This is a genomic window from Bradyrhizobium agreste (assembly GCF_016031625.1).
GTDB classification, from domain to species: Bacteria; Pseudomonadota; Alphaproteobacteria; order Rhizobiales; family Xanthobacteraceae; genus Bradyrhizobium; species Bradyrhizobium agreste.
On sequence record NZ_JACCHP010000001.1, the window covers coordinates 228,278 to 243,563 of the forward strand.

The 15,286-nt window shown below is 57.5% G+C and carries 15 protein-coding genes and 1 pseudogene; 7 read left to right on the forward strand and 9 right to left on the reverse strand.

Features of this window, described 5'->3' with window-relative positions; all coding sequences use genetic code 11:
• Positions 1-311 precede the first annotated feature (311 nt).
• Together HZZ13_RS00845 and HZZ13_RS37560 are read left to right on the forward strand one after the other, a co-directional pair.
• Positions 312-578, forward strand: coding sequence for a type II toxin-antitoxin system RelB/DinJ family antitoxin (locus HZZ13_RS00845; protein WP_104464508.1), 267 nt, complete (start codon positions 312-314; stop codon positions 576-578).
• A 51-nt stretch (positions 579-629) separates the two neighbouring features.
• Positions 630-863, forward strand: a complete 234-nt coding sequence (locus HZZ13_RS37560; RefSeq protein ID WP_376707017.1) for a type II toxin-antitoxin system YafQ family toxin — start codon at positions 630-632, stop codon at positions 861-863.
• 48 nt (positions 864-911) lie between these two features.
• On the opposite strand, the pseudogene HZZ13_RS00855 reads toward HZZ13_RS37560, so the two are convergent.
• A pseudogene (locus tag HZZ13_RS00855) lies at positions 912-1,179 on the reverse strand (integrase core domain-containing protein); the annotation flags it as partial.
• A 525-nt stretch (positions 1,180-1,704) separates the two neighbouring features.
• Here HZZ13_RS00855 and HZZ13_RS00860 point away from each other — a divergent pair.
• Positions 1,705-2,043: a hypothetical protein gene (locus HZZ13_RS00860; protein ID WP_197957797.1), complete on the forward strand. Its 339-nt coding sequence runs from the start codon at positions 1,705-1,707 to the stop codon at positions 2,041-2,043.
• A 182-nt stretch (positions 2,044-2,225) separates the two neighbouring features.
• On the opposite strand, the gene nodU is transcribed toward HZZ13_RS00860, so the two are convergent.
• The 3 genes from nodU to HZZ13_RS00875 form a co-directional block, all read right to left on the reverse strand.
• Positions 2,226-3,980, reverse strand: a complete 1,755-nt coding sequence (gene nodU, locus HZZ13_RS00865; protein WP_197958081.1) for a nodulation protein NodU — start codon at positions 3,978-3,980, stop codon at positions 2,226-2,228.
• 523 nt (positions 3,981-4,503) lie between these two features.
• Positions 4,504-5,004, reverse strand: coding sequence for an aminotransferase class I/II-fold pyridoxal phosphate-dependent enzyme (locus tag HZZ13_RS00870; RefSeq protein ID WP_197957798.1), 501 nt, complete (start codon positions 5,002-5,004; stop codon positions 4,504-4,506).
• 7 nt (positions 5,005-5,011) lie between these two features.
• A complete protein-coding gene (locus HZZ13_RS00875; protein ID WP_197957799.1) occupies positions 5,012-5,692 on the reverse strand; it encodes an aminotransferase class I/II-fold pyridoxal phosphate-dependent enzyme in 681 nt (226 codons plus the stop codon).
• Between the two features lie 496 nt (positions 5,693-6,188).
• On the opposite strand from HZZ13_RS00875, the gene HZZ13_RS00880 reads away from it, so the two are divergent.
• Complete coding sequence (locus HZZ13_RS00880) at positions 6,189-7,118, forward strand: TIR domain-containing protein (RefSeq protein ID WP_197957800.1); 930 nt, start codon at positions 6,189-6,191, stop codon at positions 7,116-7,118.
• Here HZZ13_RS00880 and HZZ13_RS00885 read toward each other — a convergent pair.
• Genes HZZ13_RS00885 through HZZ13_RS00895 form a run of 3 tightly spaced genes read right to left on the reverse strand, consistent with a single transcriptional unit; the run spans position 7,099 to position 10,852 of the window.
• A complete protein-coding gene (locus HZZ13_RS00885; RefSeq protein WP_197957801.1) occupies positions 7,099-7,617 on the reverse strand; it encodes a Mov34/MPN/PAD-1 family protein in 519 nt (172 codons plus the stop codon). The genes HZZ13_RS00880 and HZZ13_RS00885 overlap by 20 nt on opposite strands.
• Positions 7,614-9,296, reverse strand: coding sequence for a ThiF family adenylyltransferase (locus tag HZZ13_RS00890; RefSeq protein ID WP_197957802.1), 1,683 nt, complete (start codon positions 9,294-9,296; stop codon positions 7,614-7,616). The genes HZZ13_RS00885 and HZZ13_RS00890 overlap by 4 nt, the downstream gene beginning before the upstream one ends.
• A complete protein-coding gene (locus tag HZZ13_RS00895) occupies positions 9,296-10,852 on the reverse strand; it encodes an adenylate/guanylate cyclase domain-containing protein (protein WP_197957803.1) in 1,557 nt (518 codons plus the stop codon). The genes HZZ13_RS00890 and HZZ13_RS00895 overlap by 1 nt, the downstream gene beginning before the upstream one ends.
• Positions 10,853-11,143: 291 nt before the next feature.
• Between HZZ13_RS00895 and HZZ13_RS00900 the strand changes: the two genes are divergently transcribed.
• A complete protein-coding gene (locus HZZ13_RS00900) occupies positions 11,144-12,256 on the forward strand; it encodes a Fic family protein (RefSeq protein ID WP_197957804.1) in 1,113 nt (370 codons plus the stop codon).
• A 9-nt stretch (positions 12,257-12,265) separates the two neighbouring features.
• A complete protein-coding gene (locus HZZ13_RS00905; protein WP_197957805.1) occupies positions 12,266-12,817 on the forward strand; it encodes a Pycsar system effector family protein in 552 nt (183 codons plus the stop codon).
• A gap of 76 nt (positions 12,818-12,893) precedes the next feature.
• Here the strand turns inward: HZZ13_RS00905 and HZZ13_RS00910 are convergent, their stop codons facing one another.
• Positions 12,894-13,112, reverse strand: coding sequence for a hypothetical protein (locus HZZ13_RS00910; protein ID WP_197957806.1), 219 nt, complete (start codon positions 13,110-13,112; stop codon positions 12,894-12,896).
• A gap of 467 nt (positions 13,113-13,579) precedes the next feature.
• Between HZZ13_RS00910 and HZZ13_RS37310 the strand changes: the two genes are divergently transcribed.
• Entirely contained in the window at positions 13,580-13,705 is a 126-nt protein-coding gene (locus HZZ13_RS37310; protein ID WP_311972575.1) for a hypothetical protein, read from the forward strand.
• A 122-nt stretch (positions 13,706-13,827) separates the two neighbouring features.
• Here HZZ13_RS37310 and HZZ13_RS00920 read toward each other — a convergent pair whose 3' ends face one another.
• Positions 13,828-15,267 (reverse strand): hypothetical protein, encoded by a 1,440-nt coding sequence (locus tag HZZ13_RS00920; protein ID WP_197957807.1) that lies wholly within the window; start codon positions 15,265-15,267, stop codon positions 13,828-13,830.
• Positions 15,268-15,286 lie beyond the last annotated feature (19 nt).

The window sequence follows — 15,286 nt, forward strand, 5'->3', positions numbered from 1 at the left end:
GCCGCTGGAGCCGAACCGGCCGTTTGGGTAACGCGGAACTTCCGGGTGTCGATGGAGGAAAGAGCTAGCCATCGTGTGGCAGTTTTCACACGTTCGGGCAGCAATACGCGAAATGGGCCGAATTGGCCCCTTCCAAAATGGTAAAAGTGGCCGTAAGCCTTTGAAGTACGGACAAAATTCCCGATTAATTAAATTTTCTTTTCCTGTGTGGAAACGTGTTGCGGGTGTGTGGCGTTCGTGAGTACACCGGACGTACAGACGAAGCAGTGCGACACATCAAGATCGTACTGCGCACCTTGAGAGGTGGACACATGGCCAAGACAGCAACAATCAACGCTCGGATTGAACCCACTATTAAGGCGAAGGCGGAGAAAGTGTTCGCCGCCATTGGGCTAAGTGCTACTGACGCCATTGGTATGTTCTATCGTCAAGTTGTCTTTCGGAAAGGTCTCCCCTTTGATGTCTGCGTTCCTAACGCGGTCACACTGGCGGCCCTACAGGAAGCAGAATCAGGCGGCGGCGAAGTTGTTCAGGGGACAACTGAGGAGCTGTTTGAGGATATCCTGAACGAAAAGTGATACTAGGAGGGGATGAAGCCCCTCCGACTCACAACCTAGTACAAGAAAGATCTGATGCGGATTAAGAGCCGGGGCTACCGGATCGACAAGCTTGTCACCATCGTGAACAAGCTTCGATCCGGGACTCCACTTTTGCCGATTGACGATGACCATCCGCTGAAGGGGCCTTGGGAGAGCTATCGAGGCTGCCACGTCCAAGGCGACTGGTGTCTCATTTATCGGGATGAGGGCGACGTTCTAGCGCTTGTGCGAACCGGGACTCACTCCGATCTATTTGAGAGATAGGTGCCTGTGTGACTCACACGGGGCGGATAATGACCTTGCCCCGAAGTTTTATCCAGTCCTGAGTTCGGTCTGACAGTTGGGTCTGCCCGTTTGGGCGATGGTAGCGACGGGAGCTGGCGCGGAGCTCTCGGCATAGCGTAGCGCCAGGTCCCGGCGCGGGTTGCAGGTGATGGCGAACTCGGAGGGCGTCTTCCATCCGAGCCGCGGGTGGTCGTGCATCGTTGTAGTCGGCCCGCCAGCATCCGAGTGCGACGCGGGCCTGGGCCAGCGACGTGAACAGCGTCTCGTTCAACAATTCATCCCGCAGCCGGCCGTTGATGGGGAAGACGGCCCCGCTTCCTCGGCGCCGGCGATATACTGGCGATGGACGAACCCGCTAACAGGTGCAATTCACCAATGGAAGCCGCGACAATTGGTTTGGATATTTCGAAGCACGTATTTCACGTCCATACAGTTGATGGCCAAGGCCAAGTGGCCGGTCACCAACGCCTCCGGAGAGGCGAGCGCGAGCGCCAAGTTAGCCAACTATTACGCGTCAAACTTAAGTGGTGGGTCGCTTCTGAGTCATTAGTCCTATTCATCCCTCTGCAGTTGCGCGCCTGCCTCCTAATCTATTTTCGCGGTCGTCGAACGAAGATGTCACCGGCATGGTACCGGAGTTGCCCCCATATTGCTGGGGTATCAATTTGAGTTTCGAAGTAGGTTCGATTTGGAGAAGATGGGATCCTCACATTCACACTCCAGGCTGCATTCTTGCTGATAATTTTGTCGGAGGGTGGCACCCTACCTAGCAGCGCTTGAGACGCAGAGCGACCTTCATGTGCTCGGAATAACTGATTACATGAGCATCGCCAACCATCGTCGAATACTTCAGTTCAAGGCGGACGGCAGGCTTGCAAACATCGGCATGATGTTCCCGAATGTCGAGTTTCGGATTCCTCCAAAGACGAGCGACGGTATCAGTTTCGCCATCGATCCGGATGCGGTGCCCCGTACCAAGATCAATGTCGATGATGCCCTGGCCCTTTCGATCGACGCGCTGCCGTCGTCGTCAATGGCGCTTCGGCCACTTCCCGCGGTGGCACAGACGAGCCAATCTCGACCGCCAGGAAGGCGCCATATACTCGCTTCAGCGTGCTTGCAAAGCTACTTGCGCCACCTGAACAGCTGGCTCACATGAAGGCCGGACATGGAGCCGCCTCGGAAACGCTGGCGCCAAGCTCCAGAGATGCTGCAACAAGCCGCTCCCTCTCATCCAGCGACCACCACGCCGCCGCTCCAGCGATGTGATCACCCCCGCGCTCGAAATCGTCATGGCGCTGCCCCTAGGATTACCCCTGGGGCCTGCCGCGATTGCATTCGTCAAGCAAGGTGGCCTCTGGCGGGAGGTATCCGATCTTCGGCGTACGGTCCAGCTTCGCTGCGCTGAGAGAGAAAGATGCCGTTGGCCGGCGCTTGGTCGCCGCCCGCGCGTTTCGTCCACAGCACGCCATCGCACCACACGTGGCCAACGCGGTCCCACTGGCAGGCAGATGCCGCATTCGGGAAAAACCCGCGTCCATTGTGATTGGCGCTTGTGTTGCATAGTAGCGGAATGCCCGTAAGGGCTTCGTATTCGACGAGAAGTTCGGCGATTTTGTGCTGAGAGGTCCTGCAAATAGTCTGCAATCGCGCAGATCCGTCCAGATGCACAACAGCGGGGATCTTGTCCCGCCATTCTGCTCGTGTTAGGTGCTCGAAGAGCATGTAAGGGTCTGGCGTTCCAGGACTAAAAATCTCCGGCGCACGATCCTCTAGGCATATTGGCGCTACAGGCCGGAAGTGCTCGCGAAGTTTGATCTCGTTGAGATGGTCCTTCATTCGCGGCGATGTCGCCGCGGCCAGTATGCTTCTGCTACCCAAAGCCCGAGGTCCAAGTTCCGCGCGGCCGGAAAGGAAAATGACGGGCTTGTTGCTGGCGAGAATGGTTGCAAGTTCACGCATGCTACATGGTGAGCCGCCCCATCCGGGCGGCACCTCGCCTCGCTCCACAGCTGGACCACTATAGACGGACCATTCCAATGGTACAAAGCCTTGGTCCGCCGCCAATGCGGAGCAAGCGGCACCTATTGCCGAGCCACTGTCATTCGGAAAGGGTGGCACCCAGATAGCATCGAACAAGCCAGCAGCTCGTACTGCGCTATTCCATTTTATGTTGAGACCGCAACCGCCGGCGATGCACAGATTGCGCGCGGGAAGCCTCGAATGTCTCTGTATAGCACTCGCGAGTTTGGTAACGAGCAGACGCTCTTGGAAGCAATGAAAGGATGCAAGCACATCTTCGGGGGCTTTGGCTTTGAACCGTAGCGCGCAGGCATCGAAGAACTCGTGGACAGGCTCAAGCGCGGCGTCCTCGCTGCAACGATCGACTGGCTCCGTAAACGTGCTAAAGTGCTTTTCGTAGAGCTCCTGAAATACCTCGACAATGCTTTCATCGGCTGAACCGAGCGCGATGTAGGCCATCAACTTGCCCGCAACACCGAGGTCCCACTTGGTCCGGTTCGTCTGCTTGTATGGTCCGAAGTGATAGCCCGCGGCAGCATAAGCATGCCCGATCAGCGGGAAGAGGCACTCGAGGAACCTGGCGGCGCGGCGCTCTACATGGTAGAGACGTGGAAAGGAAGCTCCGTCCCACACCAGACAGAACGCGGGCTGGCCAGCCTTGGCGAACGGGCTAGTACAAAAAGCGGAAGCCACATGGGCTGTGACATGCGGATAGCTTTTATAAGGGAAGGCGCTCTCGTTGAGCATCAGCCCAGAGCCGTCGTGCGCTATGAGGAGGCCTTCGGCATCGCCCTCAACATACGGCGCCCCTTTAAGGGTGATGGGTGCAGTCCCACTGAAAACCTCAAATTGTGACTCAACCTCGCCCCACCATCCGTCGATGACAAACCGATCAACGTCCCGCGGATCTAAACCGTGCTCTGCTAGGGCGACAACAACCGCATCGAGATTGTTGATTTTTTGATATCGCGGATTATTGCCCCGCTTCTCCTGCTCGACACAAAAGACAAGCCGTCCGTCCTCGATAAGGGCGACTGCTCCGTCATGGGTCAGTTTGATACCGCAGATGCGCATACTGTCTTCGAACCTAATGTCGGTGACCAACTCGATTTGAAGGCGCCGCAACTGCTGCTCATATCGCGAGACTCAGATGGGCTCCCATCTGTCACGATGCACGCTCTGGGCCAGTTCCAATCAGAGGAATCGCTGGCGATTGTCTGATCAAAGTCGGAGTTGGAAGCGACTTGACCGATTCGTGACACCGGACGCGTTCGGTTTCGGACCAAGCACTCCCGCCTGCGGCGACAATCTGCGTGCCTGCGACCTGCGGTCCTTTGTGCCTTATCCGACATCGAGTGAACGAGTGCAGCGGAACTCTTTACCGGATAGTGAGATCGTTAACCGATCCTTCTGTTCCAGACCAGATCAGGAGACGTGACCTCCAGAGGCGGCGGCGAACCGCAGTCTTTGATGTCACAATTCAACCGATGCTCGCCGTTAACGGACATAGGAGCTGCTTACATTGCGAAGTGCCAGTCATCAGCTGACGCGCAGCTATTCATATCCATGCCTTTCGTCTGGGACTGGACGCCGGCGGTTATTTTATCCTAAGGCTATTTAGCGCCTGGACGATGCGCGTCAGTCCGATCGCCGATGTCCCCGGTGGGGCGTAGAATGAGAGTCGCAGGCCGTTGACGTCGCCAAACGCGTCTCCCGCAACGCAGGCCACATTAGTTTGCTTCAGCAGCCAGCTTGCAAAATCATCCGTCACTCCAACGCGACCTTCGTCCTGCAAAGCAGATGCAAGCCTGTTCAGATCAAGATAGAAGAAGAATGCCCCGTCGGCACGAGGTGGGGTGACATCACGTAGGTTAGAAAGGATGTTAAGACCCATGTCGCGAGCACCGAAAAGCCGTTGGTATATCTCCCGCTCAATGCGGCCGCCGGCGACCTGAAAGTGGCTCAGCGCAGCCTGCTGCGCCTCTCGACTTGGTATTATCGCTGCATAGCCCTGAAGCTTTCTTGCGGCGGAAAGGATGGCCTGGGAGCCGCAAAATAACGCAAGCGAGAGCCTGATATCGCCAGCACCTCTGAACATGGATTGACTATGATCGTTCGCGATCGCACGGCGAGGTGCGCCACGACGATCGACTCATGGCGAGTGTAAACCAGTGAATACTAACGTTGAGTAGCGCTCGTCCGAAACTTCGGAATTCGATAGCAAGCTCGCCGACCTCCTGCAATGTTGTTCGACTGTAGACTGCGCCCGTCGGATTGTTGGGTGAATTGATAATCATCGCTTTAGTCCGCGATCTAATGGCAGCTCGGATTGAGTTGACATCAGGCGTATATCGTGGGCGCTGGGTGTCGACGAACACTGGTACTGCGCCAGCGGCGTGAACCAGTGCTGGGACAAACGGCTGCCAGTGGCGGATGATGATAACCTCGTCGCCCCGCTCAAGGACGGCCAAGCCGGCATAAAGCAGCGCTTCCTTTGAGCCGGCAGCGATTGCGATCTCTTCCGCACTCCAATCAGAGCCTGTCTGCGCCGCGAGCCTTTCCGCAATAGCTTTGCGGAGCGGCATGAGGCCAATCGGATCCACGACGCCGCTCGCCCCAGAATCGACAGTAACCATCGCCCTCTCGTGCGCTAATGAGAGTGGCTGCAAGATCTCATCACTTGCGAGATCGATAAATTGATGCTCGCCAAAAGCAGAACCCGACGCCACGTCCTGAGCGCCGGGCACACGCTGTGTAAAACAGAACGATGTCGAGCCTGACGGCAAAGTGACCTCCTACGGTCGTCGAACTTGAGCAGCGAGCCAAAGCTCGCGACGCAGCCCTATCGCAGCAACAGGAAGATCTCCCACCGCGCGTGGTTGGCCGCCGCTCGTGGCCGGCGACATAGAGACTGTATTCTCTTGCCTTAGGCGATTTGCGCCGTATAGATGGCTGGATGCGGGCGTGGCGGAACTGGTAGACGCATCGGACTTAAGCCATTGAGTGCCCTGGGGGAAACCCCAGGAGCAGAACTGCTCAAAGTCGGGGAAACCTTCACTGGCAATCCCGAGCCAAGCCCCCGCCAGGGGGAAGGTGTAGAGACTAGACGGGCAGCACCTACAGCGGACAAGCGCCAGGGTGAAGGGATAGTCCAGACCACGAACGCCGGATAGGCGGCGGCGAAAGCCGAAGTGGTACGAAAATCCGTGGGGCCGAGAGGCCTGTGCCGGTTCGAGTCCGGCCGCCCGCACCAAGGATTTCAATCAATGCGCTGAGGTGGAGATGAAAGAGCGATTTGAAGGAGAGCAGAACCGCCCTCAGCTCATTGCGTCCCTTCGCCGCCAGGATTTTGCGGGGGGCCAGTTGGAGATCGCCAACGCCTTGGCTAACGCCGGAGAGCTTGTCGAATTCAAGCCGGGCGATAACATCATCGTCCAGAATGCCGTCGATAACGACATTTATCTGCTGGTAGCCGGAGCTGTCGCCGTTATCGTCAATGGTGCCCACGTTGCAACTCGCTCAGCCGGGCAACACGTGGGTGAAATGGCCGCCATTGAGGCATCGCTTCCGCGTGCGGCAACTGTAACAACTCTTGAGCAGGCCGTGGCACTCAAGTTGACCAGCGCGGCGTTTATGGCTGTCGGCGATAAATTTCCCGGCGTATGGCTGCCGATCGCCCAAGAACTGTCGAAGCGACTGCATCAGCGCAACAAGACAATCTATCTCCCTAATCAAGCCCCTAAGCTGTTCGTCATGTCCTCATCCGAGGCGCTCAAGATCGCGCACGCCCTTCGCACCGGATTGGAGAAGGACGTGTTCAGCACGGTATGGGACGATGGCGTCTTCTTCGCTGGCGGCTATCCCCTCGAAGCGCTTGAGAAGCAAGTCGGCGAGGCGGATTTTGCCGTTGCTATCGCCGAACCCGATGACATCACGGAATCCCGCGGTCAACGGTCGCCCACCGTGCGAGACAACGTGCTCTTCGAGCTGGGGCTGTTTATGGGCAAGTTGAGCCGGTACCGGACCATCCTTGTCCATCCGAGGATCAAGGATCTTAGGCTTCCTTCGGATCTCCAAGGCTTGACGCTTGTGCCCTATCAAGCAGGCGAAGACGCGACGATCGCCGAACGGATCGAACCAGTCTGCGAAACCATCCGCGAACTCGTCAGGCGATTGGGTGTGCGCACCTTTGCTATCGAAAAAGATCGATAAGCCGTTGAAATAGACTTTCCTTTTGAGACTGTTGGAAGACTTCCAGCTCCATCTCGGCGTTGATGGGAGTGGCGTGCGGGCGGAATACGGTCGCGGAAAGCTCAAGATCGGAGCGCCGTACGAGTCTAACGATCAACAACACGGCGAAATGAACTCCGACCTTCGGATCCTCGACTATTTCCCGCATGGTGGCCACATCTTGGCCACTTGGCATCGCTGCAAAAGAAGGGTGTGAGTGCCATTCGCCAAGATAGTTGAAGCGGCTATAGTCGTGGCCCGTCCGTGCGAAGGACTCTTTGAGGAAGGAGGTACTGTGCTCCAGGTCCCTCTCGAAGTGAGCGCGCGAGCCGCCTGACGTTTGCACTGAGATATCGGCCAGCCGGAAGGTTTGATCACAAAGGTATTCGCCGACCATGACGCCGCCGATTTCGCGCGAGCCGGCTCGCCTCAACTCCTGCTTCAATGTCTCGACCAACGCGGCAGGCAGGATGAGCTTCATTGCGGCTTGAACAGTTTCACAATGGCGGTCAACTGTGCGCCGGCCTCCTCGGTGTTGAGGGTCCGTTTTTCCTCCTCTGGGGCGACCCCGAGATCAATGGGGTATGTCTCGAAAGCTTGGCTGAAGACGGACCCGGCCCCGAGCCCGATCGCATATGCGGAGTGAGAGAAATACGAGGGATCGCGGTTCAGCAAGGTATCGATCGCGAGCCTTGCCGCGGGTGCAGCAATTGATGTCACGTCGGCATCATCAGCGATAAGCGGCGGGCCCTCTCCGCCAGTCGCATAATCTCGTGTCGCCCGGACCGGGGTTGCGACTCTTTCGCCGAACCAGTTCTCAATTGCCCTGCGCACCAGCTGCGGCGACGGCTCGATGTTCGGCCTGGATCTAGCTATCAAGCCACCGATGCCCCCACCAAAGACCTCCGCCCAGGTCATCGGCTTTTGAGCAGAGCCTGCAATGGAAGCCAACAAATTGAATACATTTGGATTCGCGGTCGCATCGACAATCAAGTCACAAGCCGCCAATCTACCGAGCACGGATTCCGCATCTTCGCTTGCTTCCTGACCAGCCACACGGATGCGACGTACGGCAACCTCTACCGTGGGGTTAACGTGCCGCAACCGCTGTGCCGTTGCATTGACCTTGTGCGTTCCCACATCGCGCCAATCAAGATCATGGCGCATGAAATTATCCGGAAGCAACACGTCGTCGTCGACAAGATAGAAACGGCCCACACCGGACCTTGCCAACATGGTGGCGAATTTGCTTCCCAGCGAACCGCAGCCAACGACGCCGACCAGCTTCGATTGCAAATGCTGGTGACCGTCGTCCAACCTCTTTGCCTCAACATGGGGAGGCACGGTGGCGACTGCGTACACGGAATCTTTGAACACCGCGAAAGGATGGATCTGCTCATCCCGCACCAGAACGAGGAACGTCTCATCATCGGAGAACCCGAATTCGCTGACCGCGATCCTGAATTCTTCGAAGTTGGCCGCGGATGGCACAGGTACATCGTTCGGAATGCGCAGAATTGAGACTTGCCGCTCATATGTCTCGGTACTGAGGCTGGCCGGAACGGCTTCATTCGTCCAGACGTCGGCTTCTGATCGCGATATCTTATCAACGACGTAGATGATCGCCTCCGGGCGAAAAAGCATGACCGCATGTCCCGTGAGTTTGGTCCCCACGGTGAGGCCGGCAAGGAAACCATTCAGTTCGCGCGTGACCAAGAACCTCAGGTATCTTGCTCGCAGCGACTGCCCCAAGGACAGACGATGTGCCGATGCAACGGCCTGAGGTATGCCTGATGCCGGATTCTCTGTGGCGAGCAAATGGTGGGCGCTCTCAACCAGTTGCACGCCCATGATATCCGATGTCCAATTGTCGGGCCGGTACTCCAAGCAAAGCTCTCCCCCTGGACCGAATTGGTGAACAGACCAGCGGGTTTCGTCGCCGCGAGGTAGCACCGACGGCGGGGTATGCGGAAAATGAGCCGGGTACTGAAGGGAGAGGGGGAATTCACGCTCGCCGACGCATATGTCAGCGTCGAAAACCAACCGCATCGATTGATCGACGCGCCATCCTAGCGGCCTGAGCCATTCGGCGTCGGCAGCCAAGCCATCCAACGCCTCCCGCTCGGACTTGAACCTCGCCAGGTTCGTCACGTACCACATTAAGCGAAGCCGTCCGTCTTCGCGGGTCCGGCCGCTCGATCTGGAAAGCGATACGGCTGAGCGGCCGCGGAGGCCGGCTGCAGCAAGGAGCTTGCAGAAAGCGCTTTGGCAGCCTTTGCCGCCTTATCTCCCTTGGCGGACATCTCCTCGACCGCGGAGTCATAGTTTAGTCCGGAGCGCTTGCGGCCCGAACCGAAGATGGTCCGCACCGGCTCTGAGGCCTTGGCATAGGCGTTGGCACCGATCGCGGTCTCCGCGCCGGCACAGCGGGACTGTTCCTTCTCCGCCGCCAACACGCCGCGGCTCACGGAGCAGCGGATGAGTTCTCCCTTCATGCCTAGACGCGTAATGTTCATCGGCCCAAAATCGAAGCCGATGGCCAAGCCCAGACTGGTCGCATCCGTGCCGTTCGCCTTCAGGCGGGTAAGAGCCAGGTCAAAGCTGCTCCGCATCCCGCCGGAGCACAGGGTCATGTTGCTGATGGTCTCCTCCACATCAGTGGTTTGCGCGGTACCCTCCACCAGCAAGCCATGGACGCAATCGCCGATGAATCGGACCTTCACCCCCTTGAAGTCCTCATGAAGCACCGCGTCGAGTTCGGCGCGCAAGACATGGAGAGCCCGAACGACATGTTTCGCGCCCGCGTCGGTAGCGATGTTGTTGCCGACGTATTTGGTGAAGCCGTCCAGGTCGCCGTACACGGTGCAGGCATCCTGGCGGCGTGAGTTCTTCGCGGAAAGGGTTTCGATATCGAGCGTCGAATAGGGTGGTGTGTGCCCGGAAAACTCGAATGCGCTGATCGGATTATTTTTCAGATCTTCCTGCCACTCCTTCACGATCTCGGCGGCCGTGACCTCAAGCTTGGCTTCCTTCTGGCTGGCCTGAATTTCGGCAGTGGTGAGGGGCGTCGTATCAACATCTTTGACCTCGGAAAGCCCGATGGCTTTCCGCGCCTTGTTGGTGAGGTAGATTCCAGTCGCAGTGCCACCTCCGGCACGCTTGGCGGCGTAGTTCGCCGGCTCGCCCAGAAACAGCGGTTCACGATGGCCACGGCGACCATTATTCACCGCTAGGGCTTTACCGGTATCGATACCGACCCGCACCTTTGCAGCCGGGTGATCCGCGTCTTCCCCAGTCTGGGCCAGGACCTCGATGATGAGCTGCGCCGTCGCGACGGCGCGATGCACGCGCTTTGCTTCGTTATCGTAAGGCTTGGCTACTACGGAGTGGAGCCGCTGGTTGTGGAAGTCGACCAGGATGGCATCCACCCGCCCGATGATCCGGTGCACTGCGCGGTAGTGCAAGTTCAAGAAGCGGAGCGTGCGCTTGTGACACGTCTCGCCCTCGATATCGGTGACCGCCAGCATATCCTTGACGTTGAGAATGTCCGCGTAGAGATGCACACCATTGACGCGGTAGGCGACCGTGTTCGCCAGGTTTGAGAGGTCCGTGTCGCGGACGTATTCCTTGATCTCGATCGCCTTGAGCGGAAGGCCGTCGATCTTGGCATCGATCCGCTTTGTGGCACGCTCTTTATTCCAATTCCGACCTGCCATTGCTGGTGCTCCGTTTGATGCGCGGCACGAGCGGTGCCCGGAAGGGCGACGGCGATGGCAGCGCGTATTGATCTCTGCTGTGCGAAGGTGCCTCGTTGACCTTGCACGCATGACGCGTATATTTAGAACATAAGAAGAACTGATAGAAGGCGGGTGTAACAGATTTGGGCAGTTTTCCCCTCTTTTCCGCCATGCAGAGGTTGGCGGCACTTTTCTCTGCATCTTTTGGGGAGAATAGGCTTGCCGGTGATGAGAATACGCCCCATAATCTCTGCAAAGAATGATGAGATTATGACGTATATCCACGAATTACCGCAGTGGCCGACTTTCCGCTGGAATCTGCAGGGAATTGCCGATCGCTTGGTTGCCGTGCGTCACAAGCAGGGTCGTTTGCTCGGCCGGATGGAGCGTCTCGGCTTCCCGCTCAAAGCTGAAGCCACTCTTCAGACCCTCACCGAAGAAGTGGTGAAGTCGAGCGAGATCGAAGGTGAGGTGCTCGACCGTGACCAAGTCCGGTCGTCCATTGCCCGTCGCCTGGGCATGGACATTGGTGCTCTCACCCCCGCCGACCGCCACGTCGAAGGGGTGGTGGAGATGATCCTGGACGCCACCGAACATTACGCGGACGAGCTCACAGCTGAACGCCTCTTCAGCTGGCATGCGGCCCTCTTTCCGACGGGACGCAGTGGCATGACGAAGATCGTCGCCGGCGCGTGGCGCACAGCCGAGACCGGGCCGATGCAGGTTGTTTCAGGTCCAATGGGCCGGGAGCGCGTGCATTATGAAGCGCCAGCGGCTGAGCGCCTAGAGAAGGAAATGCAAAGTTTTCTGGAGTGGTTTAACGACAGCCCGGGCAGCATCGACCCTGTCTTAAAGGCCGCGCTTGCACATCTCTGGTTCGTGACGATCCATCCGTTTGAAGATGGCAACGGTCGCATTGCGCGTGCGATAGCCGATCTCGCTCTCGCCCGCTCAGAACAGAGCGCGCAAAGGTTCTACAGCATGTCCGCGCAGATCAGGCGCGAGAGGAGTGACTATTACACCATCCTTGAGCGAACCCAGAAAGGAGACCTCGACATCACCGATTGGATGTCGTGGTTCCTCGATTGCCTGGATCGCGCCTTTGATGGCGCGGATGCCATTCTCGGGGGAATCCTCCGCAAAGCGGCCTTCTGGGATCGTCACGCGGCTCGCCCGCTCAATGCACGTCAACGGATTGTCCTCAACCGGCTGTTCGATGGATTTGAGGGCAAGCTGACGTCGTCGAAGTGGGCAACGCTCACGAAGGTGTCCCAGGCGACGGCGGCAAGGGACATTGAGGAACTGATTGCATACGGCATCCTCAAGAAAGATGCGGCCGGCGGCAGAAGCACCAGCTACTCGCTCGTCGACACACAAACCTGATGGCGAACGATGAAGGACGACCAGGAAGAAGCGTTTGAGAAACTCCTCTCAACTCAACTGAGCCGCAACATCGACTTCGTCAAATTTGCGGAGACAAAGAACGCTGCGTTGCTGACGTTTTCCTCAGCATGGATCATCGGCTCTATAAACCTCCTGACCGGGCAGGCCACCCTACCCGCTGGTTACGCTGTAGCCTTCTGTGTTGCCCTGCCTCTATTCGCCGCGGCCGGCCTTGTGTGCATTCTGTCGTTCGTTCCGCAGATTTTAGACCGCTTTCATCAGCAGGATGACGACGACAAAAGCCTTCTCTATTGGGGGCACATCGCCGAGATACCGGTCGGACGCTATCATGTGCGGGTAACGGAGCGCTATAAGCCGCAAGAGAACCACAGCGTCACCGAGCGCTACCTCGATGACCTATGTGTGCAGATATCCGTCAATGCCCGCATTGCCACGCGTAAGTTCACAATGTTCAACGTTGCGGCTGGGTTCGTGTTCGCGGCAATCTTGGTTCTTTCGCTGCCACCAATCTGGTGGGGTATCCGACACTTGCTGCGCTAACCTAGGGTGGGATCGCCTCTAAAGCGCGAAGCTTCAGCATTACCCAGCGACAGCCCACCGGGTCCGGTGCAAAGATCTAAAACAGGCCGGGCACACCGTATTTCCAAACCAACCCCCCAATCGCTCCTACAATAGCAATCACGGCCGTCCACCACGGCGGTGACTTCTGGCGGGCCGCCCTGATCGTAAGCAGATACACCACGGCGCCGAGATACGGGCCGTAGCGTTCAGGATACTCCTGATTGCGCCTCACCACTTCGATGAAGTTCGGATTCCGCACGTCCTGGTCAGACACAGCCGACCTCCTGTTTGAATCGCGGCGCCTCTTTGTCCTGACCTCACCGCAAGGCCATTAGCCGTTCGTAAAACTGCCCTTCATTCGCGTGAGCCGACGAGCAAATCAGCGACCCAGTAGTGCCACCGAAAGCCGCCGGATTCTTCAAATCGCGCCGGATATCCCCCTCTTTAGCATTTTCTGGATGTATGTTCCCGATACGCTCTTGGTCGAACTCCATCACTGTTTGCGCGACGGGACAAGTCAAACTTCTGATTTTCGAAAATTGTCACAAGCCTTTGAAATTGTACTAGAAAGACCGCCGCTCCCGCTTCCCTTCTCGGGAGGCATGATTCGGGCCGAGCCGCTCGGACGCTCGCGTGTTCCCCGTTCGAGGCAGCGGATCATGCCGGCAACGACCGGCATCAGAACGTTTTTGTCTCCCGGCCGGTCCTGCCCTCGCGGCAAATCCCCACCTGGAGAATGCAATGCCTGCAAAACCCAAAGCCAAGAAGCCGAGCCACGAGGCCTTCGTCATCACCGGCGAAGGCGAGAGTGCGTTCTGGACCAAGATCGACGCGGTCTGGCCGCATGACGACGGCAAAAGGCTTTAACGTCGATCTGATCGCCCTACCCGTCAGCGGAAGGCTCGTCATTCGCGAGAGAAAGGAAACTGAAAAATCGTGACGAGATGCCCCTTCGGGGGCATTTCTGCTGGATTCTTTCCGCGTGCGGTCTAGTTACCGGTATCGGGCAGAACCCATGCCGCCTTGAGCATCGCTGCCAGCTCAAGCGACTCGGAGACTGTCAGGCCCGAGAGCTCATGCGCCAGTCTTCGAACATCAACCGCTTTCTGGCTGCCCGGATATTCATCCTCCGAGAGACGGGACATGATAGCGCTGCCGGCCTCGAAGTACCCGAATTCGGTCCTCATTTTCTGAGCCTTGTCGATGTCTTCCGCGGTCCAATCCACAGTGTCCATGAAGAAGAAGTCTTCCGATGATCCTTTCACGCCCCGGGCGTCCATTGCGATACCCACAATGAATCGCTTCTCTGGGTTCACTGCCTTTGCAGCTACGCAGCGCAGCTGAAGATCCTTGGCGCGCTCGGCACGATAAGCAGCGTGATCCTTTCCTTGATCACCGCGCCCAATATACAGCACGTAGCTGACATCGCTTTGATCCGACGGCAGCAACGTACTGATCGCTTGTTTTTTAGCTATCTCCGCTCTTTCGAGAATAGCCTTGGACAATATTCTTCTAAAGAACCGCGTCTCCCCCGCCATTATCCGAACTGTGCGCTCATGATCCGACATGCTGAGTTCATTGCCGAATTCAAGCGTTTCGTTCAGGTAATGATCGGAAATGTATTCAATGAGCCCATCCCAAAAATAGCTGACCTCATTTGCCTCCCGGCCCGCCAGAAACTCTGGCGATGACTCCACCTGCTCCCAAAGGGAGGGCACAATCCGGTATGGTCCTTCTTCCGCCGGAAATGTCCGGTCGTGCCAGAGATAACGAGCCAAAAGATCGGTTTCCGCTTCCGCGAATTTGAAGTTGCCCGTTTCCATCAAGGCGACTTTGCTGTCGAGATAGTGGATAAAGTCCTTGATCGTCGAAAGCTCGCTGAGAATCGTCGTTAGGCTCGTATCGTCGAACACATGTACCCAGCCAGACGCCTTGTCCGTCCGGCCTACGGTGAACCGTACGGCGTCGTTCAGCACGGCTGGTTCGATCTTCAGTGCACGTGTCCCCGTTTCGACTTCCGCACGATCCAGAGCACCCAGCGCGACACAGATGCGATGCACCCTCATATCGTTCGCGTTCGGCAGCTCGATCGGAAGCTTTTCAGTACATTTCGCGTCCAAGAATACCCTGTCGGGGCACGGCCGTATCCAACGCTCCGCCTGTGCAATCTGGTGCGCCGAGTCCGCAATCGACCGTCTGTACCAGCGCGACCAATCGAGATCGGCATCGCCTGTGTCTGGATAGCTGCACGATTTATCTGAAAAGATGATGACGTCGTTTCCGAATACGACCAGGAGATCAATCAGCTCTTTGCCCGGTGGTTTCTTGAACAGGTTGGGATAGGTCCAAAGCTTCAGGAATGATCTGTCGCAGAGTTCTGCCAGCAAATTCTCGGAGGCCGTCAGGCCTTCAGAACGCTTGAAGCGCATGTCTCATTCCTCTCACCTG